At 64.2% G+C, this 19,195-nt stretch carries 20 protein-coding genes and 1 pseudogene; 12 read left to right on the plus strand and 9 right to left on the minus strand.

The genetic code is table 11. The features are described from left to right. Together ATB1_RS21185 and acs are read left to right on the plus strand one after the other, a co-directional pair. The coding region (locus ATB1_RS21185) for a helix-turn-helix domain-containing protein (protein WP_157837766.1) at positions 1–151 on the plus strand (151 nt) is incomplete at its 5' end. A gap of 198 nt (positions 152–349) precedes the next feature. After that, positions 350–2,338, plus strand: coding sequence for an acetate--CoA ligase (gene acs, locus ATB1_RS17590; RefSeq protein WP_042666047.1), 1,989 nt, complete (start codon positions 350–352; stop codon positions 2,336–2,338). A gap of 29 nt (positions 2,339–2,367) precedes the next feature. Here the strand turns inward: acs and ATB1_RS17595 are convergent, their stop codons facing one another. After that, positions 2,368–2,613: a hypothetical protein gene (locus tag ATB1_RS17595; RefSeq protein WP_004972531.1), complete on the minus strand. Its 246-nt coding sequence runs from the start codon at positions 2,611–2,613 to the stop codon at positions 2,368–2,370. 176 nt (positions 2,614–2,789) lie between these two features. Between ATB1_RS17595 and ATB1_RS17600 the strand changes: the two are divergent. Continuing rightward, positions 2,790–4,414 (plus strand): annotated as a pseudogene (locus tag ATB1_RS17600) (long-chain-fatty-acid--CoA ligase). 90 nt (positions 4,415–4,504) lie between these two features. On the opposite strand, the gene ATB1_RS17605 reads toward ATB1_RS17600, so the two are convergent. Then, on the minus strand, positions 4,505–5,065 hold the full coding sequence (locus ATB1_RS17605) for a hypothetical protein (protein ID WP_042666049.1): 561 nt from the start codon (positions 5,063–5,065) through the stop codon (positions 4,505–4,507). A gap of 557 nt (positions 5,066–5,622) precedes the next feature. Here ATB1_RS17605 and ATB1_RS17610 point away from each other — a divergent pair. From ATB1_RS17610 to ATB1_RS17635, 6 genes are all read left to right on the plus strand, one after another. Continuing rightward, positions 5,623–6,921, plus strand: coding sequence for a substrate-binding protein (locus ATB1_RS17610; protein ID WP_241768336.1), 1,299 nt, complete (start codon positions 5,623–5,625; stop codon positions 6,919–6,921). A 123-nt stretch (positions 6,922–7,044) separates the two neighbouring features. After that, positions 7,045–8,013, plus strand: coding sequence for a branched-chain amino acid ABC transporter permease (locus tag ATB1_RS17615; protein ID WP_042666052.1), 969 nt, complete (start codon positions 7,045–7,047; stop codon positions 8,011–8,013). Then, positions 8,010–9,191 carry a branched-chain amino acid ABC transporter permease gene (locus ATB1_RS17620; RefSeq protein WP_042666053.1) on the plus strand — a complete coding sequence of 394 codons (1,182 nt, stop codon included), beginning with the start codon at positions 8,010–8,012 and terminating at the stop codon, positions 9,189–9,191. Before ATB1_RS17615 ends, ATB1_RS17620 begins: the two co-directional genes overlap by 4 nt. After that, entirely contained in the window at positions 9,188–9,946 is a 759-nt protein-coding gene (locus ATB1_RS17625; protein WP_042666055.1) for an ABC transporter ATP-binding protein, read from the plus strand. Before ATB1_RS17620 ends, ATB1_RS17625 begins: the two co-directional genes overlap by 4 nt. After that, complete coding sequence (locus tag ATB1_RS17630; RefSeq protein ID WP_042666057.1) at positions 9,943–10,686, plus strand: ABC transporter ATP-binding protein; 744 nt, start codon at positions 9,943–9,945, stop codon at positions 10,684–10,686. The genes ATB1_RS17625 and ATB1_RS17630 overlap by 4 nt, the downstream gene beginning before the upstream one ends. A 2-nt stretch (positions 10,687–10,688) precedes the next feature. Continuing rightward, entirely contained in the window at positions 10,689–11,369 is a 681-nt protein-coding gene (locus tag ATB1_RS17635) for a co-chaperone YbbN (RefSeq protein WP_042666060.1), read from the plus strand. Here the strand turns inward: ATB1_RS17635 and ATB1_RS17640 are convergent. The 6 genes from ATB1_RS17640 to ATB1_RS17665 all read right to left on the minus strand — a co-directional run bounded on the left by ATB1_RS17640 (position 11,366) and on the right by ATB1_RS17665 (position 15,463). Further along, complete coding sequence (locus tag ATB1_RS17640; protein ID WP_004972522.1) at positions 11,366–11,770, minus strand: universal stress protein; 405 nt, start codon at positions 11,768–11,770, stop codon at positions 11,366–11,368. The genes ATB1_RS17635 and ATB1_RS17640 overlap by 4 nt on opposite strands. A gap of 53 nt (positions 11,771–11,823) precedes the next feature. Continuing rightward, positions 11,824–12,078, minus strand: coding sequence for a hypothetical protein (locus tag ATB1_RS17645; RefSeq protein ID WP_042666076.1), 255 nt, complete (start codon positions 12,076–12,078; stop codon positions 11,824–11,826). 452 nt (positions 12,079–12,530) lie between these two features. After that, positions 12,531–14,288, minus strand: coding sequence for a cbb3-type cytochrome c oxidase subunit I (locus ATB1_RS17650; RefSeq protein WP_042666078.1), 1,758 nt, complete (start codon positions 14,286–14,288; stop codon positions 12,531–12,533). Positions 14,289–14,386: 98 nt separating this feature from the next. Next, on the minus strand, positions 14,387–14,746 hold the full coding sequence (locus tag ATB1_RS17655; protein WP_042666081.1) for a DUF6684 family protein: 360 nt from the start codon (positions 14,744–14,746) through the stop codon (positions 14,387–14,389). A gap of 102 nt (positions 14,747–14,848) precedes the next feature. Further along, positions 14,849–15,214: a hypothetical protein gene (locus tag ATB1_RS17660; protein ID WP_004972518.1), complete on the minus strand. Its 366-nt coding sequence runs from the start codon at positions 15,212–15,214 to the stop codon at positions 14,849–14,851. A 45-nt stretch (positions 15,215–15,259) separates the two neighbouring features. After that, positions 15,260–15,463 carry a hypothetical protein gene (locus ATB1_RS17665; RefSeq protein ID WP_042666063.1) on the minus strand — a complete coding sequence of 68 codons (204 nt, stop codon included), beginning with the start codon at positions 15,461–15,463 and terminating at the stop codon, positions 15,260–15,262. Positions 15,464–15,620: 157 nt separating this feature from the next. Between ATB1_RS17665 and ATB1_RS17670 the strand changes: the two genes are divergently transcribed. Continuing rightward, positions 15,621–16,730, plus strand: a complete 1,110-nt coding sequence (locus ATB1_RS17670) for a GTP-binding protein (RefSeq protein ID WP_042666065.1) — start codon at positions 15,621–15,623, stop codon at positions 16,728–16,730. After that, positions 16,727–17,206, plus strand: a complete 480-nt coding sequence (locus ATB1_RS17675) for a TIGR04206 family protein (RefSeq protein ID WP_042666068.1) — start codon at positions 16,727–16,729, stop codon at positions 17,204–17,206. The genes ATB1_RS17670 and ATB1_RS17675 overlap by 4 nt, the downstream gene beginning before the upstream one ends. Before the next feature lie 7 nt (positions 17,207–17,213). Here the strand turns inward: ATB1_RS17675 and ATB1_RS17680 are convergent, their stop codons facing one another. Further along, complete coding sequence (locus tag ATB1_RS17680) at positions 17,214–18,656, minus strand: MATE family efflux transporter (protein WP_042666070.1); 1,443 nt, start codon at positions 18,654–18,656, stop codon at positions 17,214–17,216. 135 nt (positions 18,657–18,791) lie between these two features. Here ATB1_RS17680 and ATB1_RS17685 point away from each other — a divergent pair. Then, positions 18,792–19,195: VOC family protein (locus ATB1_RS17685; protein WP_042666083.1), on the plus strand; the 404-nt coding region annotated here is incomplete at its 3' end.

Here is a 19,195-nt window from a genome sequence, read left to right on the forward strand (position 1 = left end):
GCCCCGCGGTAGTACCGCCGAAGACCTCGCGGATTCGATAGACATCTCGTCGCCGACGCTCCACCAGCATCTCCGAACCGCACAGCAGAAACTCATGACTGCGTTCTTCGACGACGACAGCGACGAACACACTTCGACCCTAAACCCTTAGGCGTGCGAGCGGTTGGCACACGAACGTTCATTATTGACTGAAATATTATCAATACATTTCGACAGTAGTTCATTTCGTCTGTATTCCTTTCTTGGGCCTATCGCACCGAGTTTCGACTGCTATTCATAATCATGATGTTAGCTTTCGATAATTAGTTATCCTACTTATGCCCCTTGTGGAGACTCGTTAACACGACATATGGCACAGGGTGACACCGAACTGGAGGCACGGCTGGAAGAACAAGACGAGTTCGAACCCTCCGAGGAGTTCGTCGCACAAGCGAACGTCTCGGACGCCGGCATCTACGACGAGTTCGAGGAGAATTGGCCCGAGTGCTGGGAGCGGGCCGCCGAGATGCTCGATTGGGACGAAGAGTACGACGAGGTGTTGGACGACTCGAACCCTCCGTTCTACGAGTGGTTCACCGGCGGCGAACTGAACGCCTGTCACAACTGCGTCGACCGGCACGTCGAAAACGGGGACAAGAACCGCGTCGCCATCAAGTGGGAGGGCGAACACGGCGAGACGCGAACGTACACCTATCAGGACCTCTACCGCGAGGTCAACGAGTTCGCGGCGGCGCTGCGCGACCTCGGCGTCGAGGAAGACGACGTGGTCACGCTCTACATGCCGATGGTTCCGGAACTCCCCATCGCCATGCTGGCCTGCGCCCGCATCGGCGCGCCACACAACGTCGTCTTCGCCGGTTTCTCCGCCGAGGCGCTGGCGACGCGGATGAACGCCGCGGACTCCCGGTTCCTCGTCACCTGCGACGGCTACTACCGCCGCGGCGACCCGCTCGACCACCTCGACAAGGCCAACGAGGGCCTCGACGGCGTCGACCACGGCGTCGATGCCACGGTCGTCGTCGACCGCCTCGACGACGACGGCTTCGGCCACGACCTGAAAGGCAACCAGCACGACTGGGACGACCTCCTCGATGAGCACGCGGGCGAGCGTATCGACCCCGTCGAACGCGACGCCGAAGACATGCTGTTCCTGATGTACACCTCGGGGACCACCGGCCAGCCGAAGGGCGTCAAGCACACCACCGGCGGCTACCTCGCGTACGCCGCGTGGACGTCTCACGCCGTCCTCGACATCGAGAAGGAAGACACCTACTGGTGTTCGGCCGACATCGGCTGGATTACGGGCCACTCCTACATCGTCTACGGCCCGCTGGCGCTCGGGACGACGACGGTAATGTACGAGGGGACGCCCGACTTCCCGAACCGCGACCGCCTGTGGGACATCATCGAGAAGTACGCGGTCGACATCTTCTACACCGCACCGACGGCGATTCGCGCGTTCATGAAGTGGGGTAGCCGATTCCCCGAACAGCACGACCTGTCGAGCCTCCGCCTGCTCGGCACCGTGGGCGAGCCAATCAACCCGCGCGCGTGGAAGTGGTACTACAAGCACATCGGCAACGAGGAGTGTCCGGTCGTGGACACCTGGTGGCAGACCGAGACCGGCGGCATGATGATAACGACCTTACCGGGAATCAAGAAGATGAAACCCGGATCCGCCGGGCCGCCGCTGCCGGGTATCGACGCCCAAATCGTCGACACGAGTGGGAAACAGGTCGACGCCGGACGGGCGGGGTATCTCACGGTGAACAGGCCGTGGCCGGGGATGCTCCGGACGCTCTATAAGAACGACGAGCGCTTCATCCAGGAGTACTGGCAAGAGTACTCCGACGTGGACAGTAACGACCCCGACGACTGGGTCTACTTCCCCGAGGACGGCGCGAAAATCGACGGCGACGACTACATCACCATCCTCGGACGGGTGGACGACGTTATCAACGTCTCGGGTCACCGCCTCGGGACGATGGAAATCGAGTCGGCCATCGTCGGCGTCGAAGGCGTCGCCGAGGCGGCGGTCGTCGGCGGCAACCACGAGGTGAAAGGCGAGGCCGTCTACGCCTACGTCATCACCGAGGAGGGACAGGACGAAGACGACGAGATGCGACAGCGCATCATCGAGGGCGTCGAGGACGCCATCGGTCCCATCGCCCGCCCCGAGATGGTCGTGTTCACGCCGGAACTGCCGAAGACGCGGTCCGGCAAGATTATGCGCCGCCTCCTCGAGGAGATCGCGAACGGCGAGGAACTCGGCGACACGACGACGCTCCGGAACCCCGAAATCGTCGAGTCGATTCAGCGACAGGTCGAAGGCGAGTAACCACCGGTTTCACCACCGTCGGCTCCGTCCTATCGCGGCTTTTCTTCGACCCACGCCGACAGCGACGGCTCGTCGCGGAAGTACAGCCGTTCCCGGACGCCGTCTCGTTCGACCACGGCGAGGAGGTGTTTCTCGGAGAGTCGAATCTCCTCGCCGCTGTAGGTACAGGGTTCGATTCGTTCGTCGCCCGGTCGCCACAACCGGTGGGGGACGACGCGAACGATGGTCTCGTCTCGGCCCGTCGGCGAGCGCCCGGTGTAGTCTGAAAGCGCCATACGCGCGCTACGGACTCCACGAATAAGGTATTTTCCTGCATAGTTTGTGTAGTAATATAGTCTCTCGCGGCCCGAGTCGTGGGATATTGTCTCTCTGTGCGTGAATTGTTCTCAAGGGTTCGCGCCGCGGTACCAGCCCGCACATTTATTTCGAACGTTAGTGAAGGATAGCGCGTATGAAGAAACCACTCCTGGTGACGGAGTTCCTCGACCGCGCGCGGCGGTACTACGGGGACGAGGAGGCGGTTGTGGCGACGACGGGCGAGCGCTTCACCTACGACGAACTCGGCGAGCGCGCCGACGGCTTCTCGGCGGCGCTCCAGTCCCGCGGCGTCGAGAAGGGCGACCGGGTCGCGGTGCTCGACCCGAACACGCACTACCACCTCGAAGCCGCCTACGGGTCGATGCAGCTCGGAGCCGTCCACATGCCGCTGAACTACCGGCTCGTCCCGGCCGACTTCGAGTACATGCTGAACGACGCGGACGTGACGGCCGTCTACGCCGACTACGCCTTCGCCGAGAAGATAGACGAGGTCCGCGACGAGATTCCCGCCGGAGATTTTCGTCGACGAACGACCCCGAGAAGGCCGCGGAATCGACCGACGGCGAGTGGCTCGACTTCGACGAACTGGTCGCGGAGTCGACCGACTACGAGCGCCCCGAGATGGACGAAGACGACATCATCACGATCAACTACACGTCGGGGACGACCGGCGACCCGAAGGGCGTCTGCCGCACTCACCGCGCCGAGACGATTCACGCCTATCTCATCTCGATGCACCAGGACATCGCGGACGACGACGTGTACCTCTGGACGCTCCCGATGTTCCACGTCAACGGCTGGGGCCACATCTACGCGATTACCGGCCACGGCGCGAAGCACGTCTGCACCCGCGGGGTGGAGGCGAAGGCCGTGTTGGACGCCATCCGCGACGAGGACGTGTCGTATCTCTGCGCCGCGCCGACGGTGCTGAACATCCTGATGAAACACTACCGCGAGGAGGGCGGCGTCGAGACGACCGGCGCGAGCCCCGTCCGGGCGGCGACCGCCGGCGCGGCCCCGCCGGAGGCGACGATTCGGACTGTCGAAGATAAGTTCGGCTGGCGACTCATGCACGTCTACGGGGCCACCGAGACCGGCCCGCTCATCACGACCTCGGAGGCCGGGCGCTACCTGACAGACGGCGACGACCGCTTCGGCGTGAAGAAGAAACAGGGCATCGGCTACCTCGGCACCGACGTTCGCGTCGTCGACGAGGACGGCAACGACGTGCCGAGAGACGACCAAACCATCGGCGAAATCGTCGTCGCGGGCAACCAGGTGATGGAGAAGTACTGGAACAAACCCGAGGAGACGGAAGAGGCCTTCTCGGCCCGGCTGGAGGGGTACTACCACATGGGCGACCTCGCAGTCGTCGACGAGAACGGCTTTATCAGCATTCAGGACCGCAAGAAAGACATAATCATCTCCGGCGGCGAGAACATCTCCAGCATCGAACTGGAGGACACGCTGTTCGACCACGACGAGGTCGCCGACGTGGCGGTCATCCCCGTCCCGTCCGACGAATGGGGCGAGTCGCCGAAGGCGTTCGTCGTGCCGACGAGCGGCGACCCCGACGCGCCGGGGGTCACCGCCGAGGCGCTCATCGAGTTCTGTCGGGAGCGCATCGCGACGTACAAAGTGCCGAAGGAAATCGAGTTCGTCGCTGAACTCCCAAAGACGGCGACCGGGAAGATTCAGAAGTACGAACTGCGCGAGCGGGAGTGGGAAGACGAAGGGCGGATGGTCGGGGAAGGATAGGAACGACCGCGTTAAGCCCACATTTCTGCGGGTAGCGGGGTCTTAACCGCGGCCGAGGGGTCTGGTTTTCGTTCGAGGGCCGAGCGCGGTTCAGCGGTCGTCGCAGCCGCAGTCGAGGCCGAGCGAGGCCGGGTTGTTGTTGAACGCGTCGAGGGTGTCTTTGAGCTTCTCGCCGTCCATGTCGGCGGCGTACCAGCTCGTCTGCTTTCTACCGTTCTGCCCGCTCTGCCATGACGAGGTGTGTCTGAGCCACGTTCCGGCCATATTCTTGACTTGCTCGATGGTGTAGCCCTCGTAGTAGCCGTACTTGATTTCCGCGCTGGTGCACCCCGATTGGAGCGTCCGAAGATTGAGGACAGTAGCGATGTAGTGCTTCAGCATTATCTTCGCCTTGTCTCCCTTCGGCGGGTCGAGTAGAATCCCCTGCCAGTAGCTGTTCGATTCCTCTTCACCCGCGATTGTCAGGTCTTTGTCGGGCCACGTTTCTGGGTGGTTCGCCCAGTAGCCGGGCGTCTTGGGACAATCGATAGTCGCGGCCACGGAGCCGGAAACTGCGGGGATGCCGATACCGATGCCGAGCGCCGACATCGCGCCGAGTCGGAGCACGGAGCGTCTTGTCGGTTTGAATCCACCGTTCGTGTCGTCTGTCATGATGGCTGCCACGTGTGTGGCTGATGCGTTATTTGCGCTTTATCGGGTTAGTTATAAATCGAACATTCACGAAGGTCGGGAGCTTAACGGTCGCTGTCGTCCCGCGAGAATCGCGTTGAAACGGTGGAATCCGCGCATATATATCTAGTATTCTGATAGTTGTGAATCGATAGTCGACCCGTCCACGCGGCCGGCGACGCTGCGGACTCGCGGGCACAGCGCCCTCTCTGAAGCGAGTTCGTCGGCTCTGTTCACTGCCTTCGACGACCGGCCGAGGCGGACGAACGTGGCGAGCAAGTCCACCACCGGCGCGTATTTTACGTCCGTAACGCGTGTGGTACAACAGACCGCTCAGTCGTAGGCGTCTCTAGCCGGCAAACTCCTTATACTGTGTTGCAGACTGGCCGAATTTATCATTATTGTTAATACCAGTAATAGGGAATCAATACATAACTATTATTAACGATGTATCCGCCGATGTGTCTATGGCACGGGATAACAAGTCTCTAAATCGACGAGACGTGCTGAAGGCGACTGGTGCTGTTGGGACCGCTGGCTTGGCAGGGCTGGCGGGGTGCACCGGCGGCGGTGATGACAGCGGCGGTGGAGGTGGTGGCGGCGGAGACGACGAGTATCCGGCACTGGGCAACTTGCCCATCGAGGGCGACACGGCCACGTTCGGGTTCAACGTCCCGCAGTCGGGACCGTACGCCTCGGAAGGTGAAGACGAACTTCGGGCCTATCAGCTCGCGGTGAAGCACCTCAACGAGGGCGGCGGCTGGGTCGACTCGCAGTTCGACGACCTCTCCGGTGACGGCGTCCTCGGCTACACCATCGACCACGTGGACGGGGACACGGCCACGGACGCCGACCAGGCGCGGCAGTCCGCCTCGGGGATGATTCAGCGTGACGACGCCATCATGATTTCCGGCGGGTCGTCCTCGGCGGTCGCCATCGCGGTGCAGGGGCTGTGTCAAAACGAGAAGGTCATGTTCATGTGCTGTCTGACGCACTCGAACGACACCACCGGAAAGGACTGCGTCCGCTACTCCTTCCGAGAGATGTTCAACGCCTACATGACGGGACAGGCGCTCGCACCGGTCGTCCGCGACGCCTACGGCGAAGACCTGCAGTTCTACCAGCTCTACGCCGACTACAGTTGGGGGCAGACCCAGCAGGCGTCGATGGAGCAGTTCATGACGGACGTCGCCGGGTGGGAGCAGATCGAGTCGGTCGCGACACCGCTCGGCACGTCCGACTACTCGACGTACCTCTCGGAGGCACAGAGCTCCGGTGCGGACGTGCTCATCTTGAACCACTACGGCCTCGACGGCGCGAACTCCATGCAGCAGGCCATCGACGCCGGCATCGACGAGGACATGGAAATCCTCGTTCCGCTGTACAACCGCCCGATGGCAGAGGCGGCGGGCGGTGCGATAGAGGGCATCTACGGTACCGTTGCGTGGGACTCGCAGATAGACAACACCCCGTCCCAGGAGTTCACGCAGGCGTTCCGAGACGAGTACGACCGGACGCCATCGGGGCCCGCTCAACTGGCGTACGCACAGACGCTCCAGTACGCGGCCGCCGTCGAGCGCGCGGGAACGTTCTACCCGCCGGAGGTCATCAGACAGCTCGAAGACTACGAGTACGACAACATCGGGATGGGCGCGGAGACGATGCGCGGCTGTGACCACCAGGCGCAGCGAGACGTGCCGGTCGTCCAGGGCCTTCCCGCCTCCGAGCAGAGCGAGGGGACGTACTTCAACATCGTCAACATCACCAGCCGCGACGACCTCGGCTACGCGTGCGACGCCGGGCCGGCGGCCGAGTGTGAACTCGGATCCTACGAGTAGACACTCACCCCACCGTTATCTTAATGAAAGTTAATCGCAGACAACCACGCACACGTAAATGAGTAAGTTTAGCACACCCATGGTAGTTCGCGCTTCGAACATCCGAGGCGGAGGTGGGGGGCGATGAGCCTTCTGTCGGACGTGCTCGTCATCCTGCTCAACGGGCTGCAGCAGGGGGCTATCTACGTCCTCTTGGCGGTCGGTCTCTCCATCATCCTCGGCACGCTCAAGTTCGTCAACTTCGCGCACGGCGCGCTGTATCTCGTCGGCACGTACGCGGGACTGTTCGTCGCGCTGAACGTCCCACTTTCGAACGGGAAGCTCGCCGAGTGGGGCTTTTCGAGTTTCGGGCTCGACATCGGCTTCTTCGCCGCCCTGATTTTCGTCCCGCTTTTCGTCTTCGGGGTCGGCCTGTTGATGGAGCGGTACCTCGCGCGGGCGTTCTACGACCGCCCCGACACCGACCAGATTCTCGTCACGTTCGGCCTCGCAATCGTCGTTCAGGAGCTGTTCCGCGTCCTATTCGGCAGCAACAGTCTGCCGTTCGAACAGCCCGAGCGAATCCTCTCGTTCGGCTCGTTCGCCGGCCTGCCCGTCTCCGGCCCCATTGCCCTGCCCATCGTCGGCAACTTCCCGCAGTGGCGGCTCTGGGTCATCGGCATCACGGCCGTCCTCGTGACGCTCGTGTACCTGCTCGTCGAGTACACCGACTTCGGTCTCGTCGTTCGCGCCGGGACCCGCGACGCCGAGATGGTCCGACTCCTCGGCATCAAAATCACCCGTCCGTACATCGTCGTCTTCGGCATCGGTGCGGCGCTCGCCGGGGTGGCGGGCGTCGTCGGCGGCCCGCTGAACGTCGTTAACCCGACCATCGGGACGAACATCCTCGTCCCGGCGTTCCTGACGGTCGTCATCGGCGGGGTCGGAAGCATCGCCGGCGCGGTCCTCGGCGGCATCGTCTTCGGCCTCACGACCGCCGCGCTCGTCTCCTTCGCACCCGCGTGGTCGCAGGTCGGCCTGTACGCCATCGCGGCCATCGTCCTCCTGACGCGGCCGCAGGGTCTCCTCGGTGACGAAGAGGTGACGCCATGAGCGAGAAGGACGCCAACCCGAGCGCGAAGGACGCGCTCGTCGGCGGCACCCTCTTCGGTCGCTGGGAGAAACTCCGCGGCCGCGAGGGGACGGTCGTCGGTATCACGGCCATTCTCGTCGCGGTGTTCCCGTACCTCTTCGCCCGCGCACCCGTCGTCTCGGGGTTCCTGCAGGGCTACCAGAGCCTCGCGACGCTCATCCTCATCTGGGGCATCTTCGCCATCGGCTTCGACCTGCTGCTCGGCTACACCGGACTGCTCTCGTTCGGCCACGCGGCCTTCTGGGGCGGTGCGGCGTACGCCGCGGGTATCGTCGCCAAGAACGTCAGCGGCGACCCCATCGTGATGGTCGTCTCGGGGACGCTGTTCGCCGTGCTCCTCGCATGGGTGCTCGGCTTCCTGTCGCTCCGTCGCGGCGGCATCTACTTCTCCATCCTCACGCTGGCGTTCGCACAGATGTTCTACTACATGGCCGCGTCGCCGCTGGCGTTCCTGACCAACGGCGAAAACGGGCTGACCGGCGTCGAGGTCGGCAGTTTCCTCGGCGTCATCCATCTCGAAGCCGACATCCCGTCCGTCGGTGGGATGCTCCTCGGAACGTGGCTCTACGCCTTCGTCGGCGTCTTCTTCGTCGGCGCGGTCGCGGTCGCCTACCGCATCCTCAACTCCCCGTACGGGATGGTGTTCCGCGCAATCCGCGAGAACGAACAGCGCGCTGAGTTCGTCGGACTCAACGTCTGGCGGTACAAGCTCATGGCGTTCATCATCTCGGGCGGGTTCGCGGGCGTCGCCGGGAGCCTCTTTACCATCCACGGGGCGTACGTCCCCCTCCAATCGCTGTTCTGGACGGAGTCCGGCGACATCGTCGTCATGACCGTTCTCGGCGGCGCGGGCTCGATGTTCGGGCCGGTCCTCGGCGTGGGGCTCTACCTCTACATCGAGAACATCGTCAGCACCATCCAGGCGCTGACGATTCCCTTCACGGGCATCGTGCTCGTCCGAGACTTCGGGTTCTACTGGCACCTGCTCTTGGGCGTCGTCTTCGTCGTGGTCGTCTGGGTCGTCCCGGACGGCCTGTGGGGCATCCTGAACCGGCTCCGCGAACTCACGGTCGACCTCGGTTCGAAGGCGGCGAAGCGACTTCGTGCGCGCTCCGAGAACGGAGGTGGCGGCCAATGACGCTCCTCGAAACGGAGAACCTCGTCAAAGAGTTCGGCGGCCTCGTCGCGACCGACGACGTGAACCTCACCGTCGAGGAGGACGAACGCGTCTCCATCATCGGCCCGAACGGCGCGGGGAAATCGACGCTCATCAACCTCATCACGCGACGACTCGACCCGACCAGCGGCGACATCCGGTTCAAAGGCGAGTCCATCGTCGGCCTCGAACCGCATCAGGTGGTCCAACGCGGCGTCTCGAAGTCGTTCCAGACCGCCTCCATCTTCCCCGACCTCACCGTTAGGGAAAACGCCGAAATAGCGGCGCTCGCGGCCGAGCGCGGCGCGTTCGGCTTCGAGTTCCTGAAACACCGCGACAGCCTCACGGACGTACACGACGTCGCCCGCGACACGCTCGACTCGGTCGGGCTGTTGGACCGCGCGGACACTATCGCGACCGACCTTCCCTACGGCGACAAGCGTCGCCTCGAAATCGGTATCGCACTCGCGAGCGAACCCGACCTGCTCCTCATGGACGAACCGACCGCCGGCATGTCTCCCGAGGAGACGAAGTCGACGGTCGACCTCATCGAGCGGGTCAAACGCGACCACGGGCTCACGTTCGTCCTCGTCGAACACGATATGGAAATCGTCTTCAGCATCTCAGACCGCATCGTCGTCCTCAGCCGCGGCGGCATCATCGCCGAGGGGACCCCGGACGAGATTCGGGGCAACGAAGCCGTCCAAGAGGCCTACCTCGGAGGTGTCGAGCTATGAGCCTCCTCGAAATCGACGGTATCGACGCCTACTACGGCGAGAGCCACATCATTCGTAACCTCTCGATGAGCGTCGAGGAGGGTGAGATATGCGCGCTCCTCGGCCGCAACGGCGCGGGTAAGACCACCACGCTCCGGTGTATCGCCGGCGCGACGCCGCCCGACGTTCGGAAGGGACACATTCGGTTCAAGGACGGCGACATCACGGGCGTCCCCGCCGAAGACGTCTCGGTCCGGGGCATCTCGCTGGTGCCCGAGGAGCGACGCATCTTCCCGAACCTCTCGGTCGCCGAGAACCTCCACCTCGCGGAGGTCGTCAACAACAAGTCCAACACCTTCGGTCGGTCGCTGTCGTTCGGTCACAAGGGCATGTCGACCGAGGAGGTCTACGAGCAGTTCCCCCGACTGGACGAGCGGAAGGACCAGCGGGCGGGGACGCTCTCCGGAGGCGAACAGCAGATGCTCGCCATCGCGCGCGCCCTGAAGCAGAACACGGACCTGCTGCTCCTCGACGAGCCGTACGAGGGGCTCGCGCCGAAGATTATCGAGGACGTGGAGGACGCAGTCGAGCGCATCAGCGAGGCGGGTACGACCATCCTCCTCGTCGAGCAGAACGCCGCGGCGGCCATCAAACTCGCCGACCGCGCGTACGTCATCGACCAGGGAAGCATCGTCTTCGACGGGAGCGCCGAGGAACTCCGCGAGGACGACGAGACCCGCGAGCGGTATCTGGGGGTCTGACGATGGCCGCGACCGACGTCAACGCCGACCCCGAGACGGCGCTCGAAACGCTCATCGCCGCCGGCGCGGTCGACGAAGCGCCCGACGGGACGCTCTCGACCACGGAAGAGTTCGAGAAGACGCTCGCCGTCTACCACGACATCTACGGCGCGGTCTCGACCGAGGAGTTCCACCAGACGGTCTCGGACCTCTTCGGCGTCGCACCCGAGAACGTCGAGGAGCGACTCGACGAGTTCGGCGTCACCAGAGCAGACGTAGTCGCCTACCTCGCGGCGAAGTCGTTCCTCGACGCGCCGGTCGAGCAGGACTCGCTGTTGGTCATGGCGGGTCTGCTCGTCGAGATGACCTCGTCGTCGCCGGTGCCGACCGCGCTCGACGAACTCGACGACGATACCTTCGAATCGTACCTCGCAGACCACCCGGACGCCGTCGTTCTCGTGTGGCGACGCTTCTGCGAGCCCTGCGACGCGATGAAGGAGGACCTCGACGCTATCCTCGAGCGAGTCCCGGATGGCGTCGCGGCCGCGGGGGTCGACGGCGAGGCGGCCGACGAGTTCTGTCGGCGATTCGATGTCGAGTCTGCGCCGACGGTCCTGTGCGTCCGTGACGGCGAACTGCGAGAACGAGCGTCCGGTCGTCAGACCCCCGACGAAGTTTCGGAGCTCTTCGACCGGGTCTACTAGTCTTTTCGCTTCGTCGTACCCGTCACCATGACGGGTCGCTCGGAGTTCAGAATCACCGTCTGCGTGACGCTCCCGAACAGCGCCTTCCCCGCCGGCGAGCGCTTCCGCCCGGCGGTGACAATGAGGTCAGCGTCCTCCTCGTCGGCGAACTCGATGATGACCTCCGCGGGGTCGCCGGACGACTCGTTGACGTCGTACTCGATACCGCGGTCTTCGAGGAACTCGCCGGCCTCCCGGACCGAGTGAATCTGCGTCGCCGACGCCCCGCTCGGGTTGTCGGTGAAACTGTGGACGAGCGTGACTTCCTTCTCGTCGGGTTCGCCGGGGAGATTCGCGACCTCTTCGACGCACGCGAGCGCGTGTTCCGCGTCGTCATCGACACCGATTACCACGTGATACATACTACCACGTCCCGGTCGCCGGCCTTAGTATTTGTGCTGAACGTTCGTGGAGATTACGCCGCGTCGTCGAGTCCGGCCGAGACGTAGACCACGAGCACGAGCGGGATGCCGAGGACGAGCGCGATAGTTAGCGCGCCGTAGGCCGCGAAGCCGAGAGGCGTCGGCGGGAACGGCACCAAAAAGAGGAACCGAGGCGCGCTGAGGCCCGAGACGAACGTACCCGTGAGGTAGCCCGCGCCCCCGGCGACGGCGACGAGGGCGGCGTACAGTCCGAGGACGAAGCGGTGACCGCCGACGTTCGAACTCACGGTCCACGTTCGGGGGCGGACGCTGTTAGGGGTTTCCGTTCGTCGCATCGGCGTCGCCCGCGTCCGCGTACCGATGCACCTTTGGCCGCACGCGCCAAGGATGAGCTATGTCGGATACCGATATCCTCGGACTCGTGCTCGGGGCCATCGCGATACTGATGTTCGCGACGGGCGTCCTCCTCGTCGTCTGAGGTCCCGCCGCTTTTCCGCGTCGCCGTATCGAGAGCAGTCGCGTTTCTCCACCGTGACCGCCGTCGCTCAGAGAGGTGGCGCTGGCGATATCGTGCTATTTCAGCGCACACGAGCGACAGCTCCGATAACACACGTGCGGGCGCGTTGGCGAAAACACGTGCGGGCTCGCGGGCGCACGGACAGTCAGCATCGCAGGGCGCGTTCGCTCTCGAAAAACAGCGTCCGAAAAATGAAACCGAAACGCCGGCGAGCGGCGTCGACTACGCGTCGTCCGCGGATTCCGCGTCCGCGTCGTCGACCGTCTGCCCGCCGTCGGTGGCGAGTTCGGTCTCGTCTTCGCCGCCGTCGGTGACGGCCGTCTCCAGTTTGCGCTCGAACCAGGTCCACTCGGCCGTGACGAGGTCGTCGTCGGCGAGGTCCCACGGGTCGCCGTCCTGGACTTCGCGGCCTTCGAGCCACGACTGGACGAAGTTCCAGACGAAGATAATCTGGCCGACGAGCAGGATGAGGGCGCCGACCGTGGCGACCTGGTGGAGCGTTGCGAACTGCGGCAGGTAGGTCGCGTAGCGACGCGGCATACCGCCGTAGCCGAGCAGAATCATCGCGAAGAACGTCAGGTTCGTCCCGACCATCGAGAGCCAGAAGTGCCACTTACCGAGCGTGACCTGGTACATCCGGCCGGTGTAGATGGGGAACCAGTAGTAGAGTCCGGCGAAGCCGGCGAAGGCGATGGCTCCCATGACGATGTAGTGGAAGTGTCCGACGACGTAGTAGGTGTCGTGGAGCACGAGGTCCACCGGAATCGACGCGAGGAAGACGCCCGTCACGCCGCCGATGATGAAGTTCGAGACGAAGCCGATACAGAACAGCATCGGCGTCGTGAGGCGAATCTTCCCGTTCCACATCGTCGTGATCCAGTTGAACGTCTTGACCGCGCTCGGTATCGCGATAGCCAGCGAGACGGCCATGAACGAAGCGCGGAGACGGGGGTCGATACCCGTCGCGAACATGTGGTGCGCCCAGACGCCGAACGAGAGGACGCCGATGGCGAGCGTGGAGTAGACGACGAACTTGAACCCGAAGAGCCGACGGCCCGCGAAGCGCGGGAGCACGAGGCTCACGATTCCCATCGGGGGCAACACGAGGATGTACACTTCGGGGTGGCCGAAGAACCAAAACAGGTGCTGCCAGAGAATTGCGCCGCCGTCGACCGAGAAGAACATCGTGCCGAAGTTCCGGTCGAGAAGCAGCATCACGATGGCGCTACCGAGAAGCGGGAACGCGAAGAGGATGAGTCCTGACTGGGTCAGAATCGTCCACGAGAAGATGTCGAGGTTCGCCCACGAGACCTTCTCGTTACGCTCCGTGAAGATGGTCGCGATGAAGTTGATCGCACCCATCGTGGCCGAGACACCCGAGAGGTGCAGGCCGAGGAGCATCAGGTCGACGCCGGCGTTCATCTGATTGCCGGAGCCGACACCGGCGGAAAGCGGCGTGTACATCGTCCAGGCCGTCTGCGCCGGGATGACGTCCGGGATGGGGAAGAACCCGGCCCAGATGAGCAGCGCCGCCGGCGGCAGGAGCCAGAAGGCGATGGCGTTGATACGCGGGAACGCCATGTCGTCCGCGCCGATGAGAAGCGGGATAAAGTAGTTCGAGAACGCGGCGATGATGGGCGTCCCGAACAGGAACAGCATCGTAATCCCGTGGCTTGTGAGCAACGAGTTGTAGAACGTGTTCGAGATAAGCGTCATCGACGGGTCCGCCAGTTCAATCCGCATCAGGACGACCATGAGTCCGCCCACGGCGAACGCGACGAGCGCGTACGCGCCGTAGAGCATCCCGATGTCCTTGTGGTCGACCGTCGTCAACCAACGGATGACCCCGGATGGTTTCTCCTCCGAGACGTACTGCTCTGCGGTACCACCGACCGTGCCTCCGCCCGCGAGCGGAGTGTACGACCGCCAGTCTTCGACCCGCGCGAGCCACGCGGCGACGGCGATGAGGAAGACCCCCATAAGCACCGTCAGTGCTAACTGTCCGTTAACCTCCATGGAAGTGCCTGAGTAGTGCAGGGTAATGAAAGATTCGGGACTGCCCTGCGATTCGAGGTGCTTTAAGCCGTCTCGTCCGCGGCTTCGACGGCGTCGTCATCCGGCGATTCTTCGAGTTCGGCCGCTCCCTCGCTCTCTTCTTCGTGAAGCGGCTTCGCGCCGGGGACGGTCGCCTGTCCGGGCGCGTAGACGGTGCCTTCCTTCTCGGAGCCCGCGATGGCCTTCCCCGAGAGGTAGGTGAGCGCGGCGAGGAGCACGAACGGCGCGATGAGGAGCGTGTACTGGAGCCCCGAGGTGAGCGATTCGAACCCAAACGGATTGACGAAGGTGAAAGCCACCACGAAAAACAAGATGATGGCTAGCGGAACCATGTTGACCGTGAGGTCGAGGATGGTCTCCTTGTCGAACGTCTTGGTTGCCATATCGAGACACTCGGGGACGCCGTTCAAATAGATTGTTGGTTTCTCGTCCGTCCGGGGTGGGTTGGGACGCCGCGCGGTCGTCCGCAGGGTTGTCCGCGGCGGTCAGAAGGTCTGTCGCTGCTCGCGGACGAACAGTTCGAAGACGACGCCGCCGACCACCAGCAGAATCGCGGCCGCGATGACCGCGTAGCCGCGGGTGACGAGGGCGATGTCGGTGAACGCGAGTCCCGCGCCGAACGCGAGGAAGATGGCCGCAAGCGCGGTGACTGCGCGAATCGTCGAGGTGACGTAGCCGGACTCCTTGAGGATGCCGACGACGCTCCCGCCGAACAGGAGCAGTCCGCCGACGGCGAGTGGAAACAGGCCAAACAGCAGACCCAACTCGGAGATGGGTATCCCGAGCGCGATGAACACGGGCCACGGACTGGCCGTGCGGTACTGGTCGGAGAGTCCCGGCGCTTCGTCCATACCCGTCCGTTGGACTGTGTGGTAACAAGCCCTTCGGAACCGAGACTAGCGGAGGGAGATGCCCTGCCGGGTGAGGAAGTCGCTGACCGCACGAATCTCGACTGGGCTCCCGATAATTCGGCACGTGCCTCCGTCCTTTCGGTGGACGGAGACGATGAACTCCGCTTCGAGGTCGTCGCGCACGCTCTCCAAGAGGTCGCAGGGGAGCACGATTTGCGTGCTGTCGCGGAGCGTCCGGGGGTCGGGCATCGGTGTTCATCGGGCGGTCGAAGGGGTCGTGTATAACCGTGCCGAAACTCGTCTCCCCGCGCACGCGAGACCGCCGCGATATCCGACGCGTCGGCGAGGCGGAATCTGCCGCGCGGAAGGAAAGGGTTTTTCGACGGACGCGGCGGAACTGTTGACGATGGGACTGGAGGAGGAGATCGAAGATATCCGCGAGGAGATATCTAACACGCCGTACAACAAGTCGACCGAGGCGCACATCGGTCGGCTGAAGGCGAAACTCGCGGAACTGAAAGAGAAACTCGAAAACCAGAGTTCGGCCGGCGGCGGCCAAGGGTACGCCGTCGAGAAGACCGGCGACGCGACGGTCGCGCTCGTCGGCTTCCCCAGCGTCGGCAAATCGACGCTCATCAACGCCCTCACCAACGCCGACAGCGAGACGGGTGAGTACGAGTTCACGACGCTCAACGTGAACCCGGGGATGTTGAAATACAGGGGTGCGAACATCCAGATACTCGACGTGCCGGGGCTCATCGAAGGGGCCGCGGGCGGCCGCGGCGGCGGTAAGGAGGTCCTTTCGGTCGTCCGCACCGCCGACCTCGTCGTGTTCATGCTCTCGGTGTTCGAGATAGAGCGCTACGAGCGGCTGCAACACGAACTCTACAACAACAAGATTCGGCTCGATACGTCGCCGCCGAACCTCTCTATCAACAAGAAGGGCAAAGGCGGCATCAACGTGACCAAAAGCGACAGCGTCGACCTCGAAGAGGAGACTATCAAGGGCATCCTCCGCGAGCACGGCTTCGTCAACGCCGAGGTGACGCTCCGCGGCGAGACGACCATCGACGAACTCGTCGACGGCATCATGAAAAACCGGGTCTACCTGCCGTCTATCGTCGCCGTCAACAAGGCCGACCTCATCGACAAGGACTACCTTCCGACCGTGGAGGAGAACCTCCGCGAGGTCGGTCTCGACCCCGACGAGGTCACGTTCATCAGCGCCGAAGCCGAGAAGGGCCTCGACGCACTCAAAGAGGAGATTTGGGACGCACTCGGGCTCATCCGTATCTACATGGACAAACCCGGCCGCGGCGTCGACTACGACGAACCGCTCGTCCTCCGCGAGGGCGACACCATCGACGACGCCATCCACGAACTCGGTGCCAAACTCGACGAGCGGTTCCGGTTCGCCCGCGTCTCCGGCCCGAGCGCGAAACACGACGACCAGCAGGTCGGCCGCGACCACGTCCTCGCAGACGAGGACGTGCTTCGAATTATCGCCCAGCGGTGACGACCGACTCGGCGGCTCGGTCGGCTTCGCGGTCGCCCGCGCGCCGCCGCCTCCAGCTATTCCTCGTCTTCGTCCTCGGTCTCGTTCCGTGGTCCGTCCAGACGTTCACGACCGGAGCCCTCACGCTCCTGTTCCCGTGGGGGATCGTCGGCCCCTCGACCGGGAGCGTGACGACCATCACCGACTTCTTCCTTCGGTTTACGATGGGGCTTCCGGACTACATCCTCGTGTGGCCGGTCGGCGTCGCCTGTTATCTCGTCGCGCTCGGAAGCACGCTCTCGGGCGCGCTGTTCGACCGCGAGGACGTTCGACTCACCGCGGCCGGGCTCGCGCTCGCCGGCGTGACTCAGTTAGAGGTCGCCCGCGGCTTTTCGATCCAACCCGGTCGAACCGCGTGGCCGGTCGGTACCGTTCTCCTGTGGGCCGTGGCAGGATTCATATATTGGTCACGCGTGGGCGAGCGCGACCCCCGGTGACGCCGCTTCAGTCGTCCGCGGCCGTCTTGGGGCGGTAGTTTCTGCTGACGGCCTTCCACGTCCCGGTCTTGAAGCGGTAGTAGTTCAGCGCCGCCGGAATCGTCGTCTCGGCGAGGAACGCCAGATAGAGTCCGGTGAGCCCCAGCGAAGTGACGGAGCCGATGTAGGTGAGTGGAATCGACCCGAGGAACATCCCGACGAACTGGCTGCCGAACGTCCAGCGGGTGTCGCCGCTGGCGTCGAGCGGACCCGCGGAGCCGCCGGAGACGCCCTGTAAGATGACGGCGATACAGGCAACGTAGACAAGGTCGATGGCGATGGGGACCGCCGGGTCCGCCGGGTTGTCCACGAACCCGAGGACGATAGGGCGGGCGAATATCGCCACGAGCGCCGCCGAGACGAGGTACGTGGCGACGGCGAACCGAATGACTTCGTTGCCGTAGACCTCGGCGGTCTGTTCGTCGTCTTTGCCGAGCGCCTGCCCAACGAGACTCGACGACGCTAGCCCGAAGCCCCAGCCGGGGGTGTTCATCAGGCCCCAGATGCGGCGGGCGATGACGAACGCCGCGACCACGTCGGGCCCGAAGCTGTCGAGGATAGCGAGCATCGGGAACTCGGCGACGGTCCAGACGAGTCCGCGACCCATCACGGGCAGTCCGATTTTCACGAGGTCGATGAGCGTCCCGGGGTCGACGAACGACCCGAACGGATCGATGGTGACGGGGAACGCCCCGACGCCGGGGAGCGACCCCCGCGACAGGCCGACCGCGAACGCGCCGGCGACGACGACGTTCGAGAGGACCGTTCCGAGCGCCGCGCCCTCGACGCCCATGTCGAGGCCGAAGATGAGCACCGCGTTGAGGACGATGTTGATGACCGCGCCGCTCGCTCGGAGCGTCATCGCGGTGTACGCGTCGTCGGTGCCGACGAGGACGCGGCTTCCGATGAGGTTCAGGCCGGCGAAGGGGACGCCGAGACCGACGATTCGGAGGTACGCCGCCCCGAGTTCGATGGCCCCTTGATCGCTGCTCAGCACGGAGATGAGCTCGGTGGGGAACAGCCAGAAGACGGCCGTGACGGGGAGCGTGGCGACGACAGTTAAGAGCGCGCTCGACCGCACCGCGAGTCCTAACTGGTCTATCGCGTCCGCGCCGAAGCGCTGGGAGACGAGTGCGATGGTTCCCCCCGCGATACCGCCACCGAGTGCGAAGGCGAGCCCCCAGTACGGCCCGGCGAACCCGACGCCGGTGATGGCGACGGTCCCCGAGGCGATCCCCACCATCGCCACGTCGACGGCGTTCTTCGACATCCGGGCGATGCCGGTGACGACGCGGGGCCACGAGAGGTCGGCGATACGGACGGCGCGCTCACGGTCCAGGAGACCGAGCCGGGCGAGCGCGAGCCCGATGCCGAGGATGAGGAGGCGAACGGGGTTGGGGACCGGAGACACTGCTGAATCGTAACTTCGGGGGGTACTTATGTACCACGTAACGGGCCGAAAACTCCCGTAGACGGCGTGTGGCAACCATCGACGGTGGGTTCCGCGTTCGGTACGTTTTTCGCCGGCGCGACACATCACTCGGGTATGTCCGGAACCCTCGACCACGTGATGATTCGCGTCGAAGACCTCGAGGAGTCGCTCGACTGGTACACGACTCACCTCGGCTACGAGGAGAAGGGTCGCTGGGAGGCCGACACGTTCACCAACGTCTACCTCGGCCCGGAGGACCTCCACGAGGAAGGCGCGGTCCTCGAACTCACCTACAACCACGGCGACCACACCTACGAGATGGGCGACGCGTGGGGCCACATCGCGGTCCGCGTCCCCGAGGACGAACTCGAGTCCTCCTACCAGCAGCTCATGGACGAGGGCGTCGAAGACTACCGCGACCCCGAGTCCTGCGGCGGCCGCTACGCGTTCGTCAAGGACCCCGACGGCCACGAGGTCGAAATCGTCAAGCGCGACCACGGCGCGAAGTGGAGCCTCGA

Source organism: Haloferax sp. ATB1, assembly GCF_000730175.1.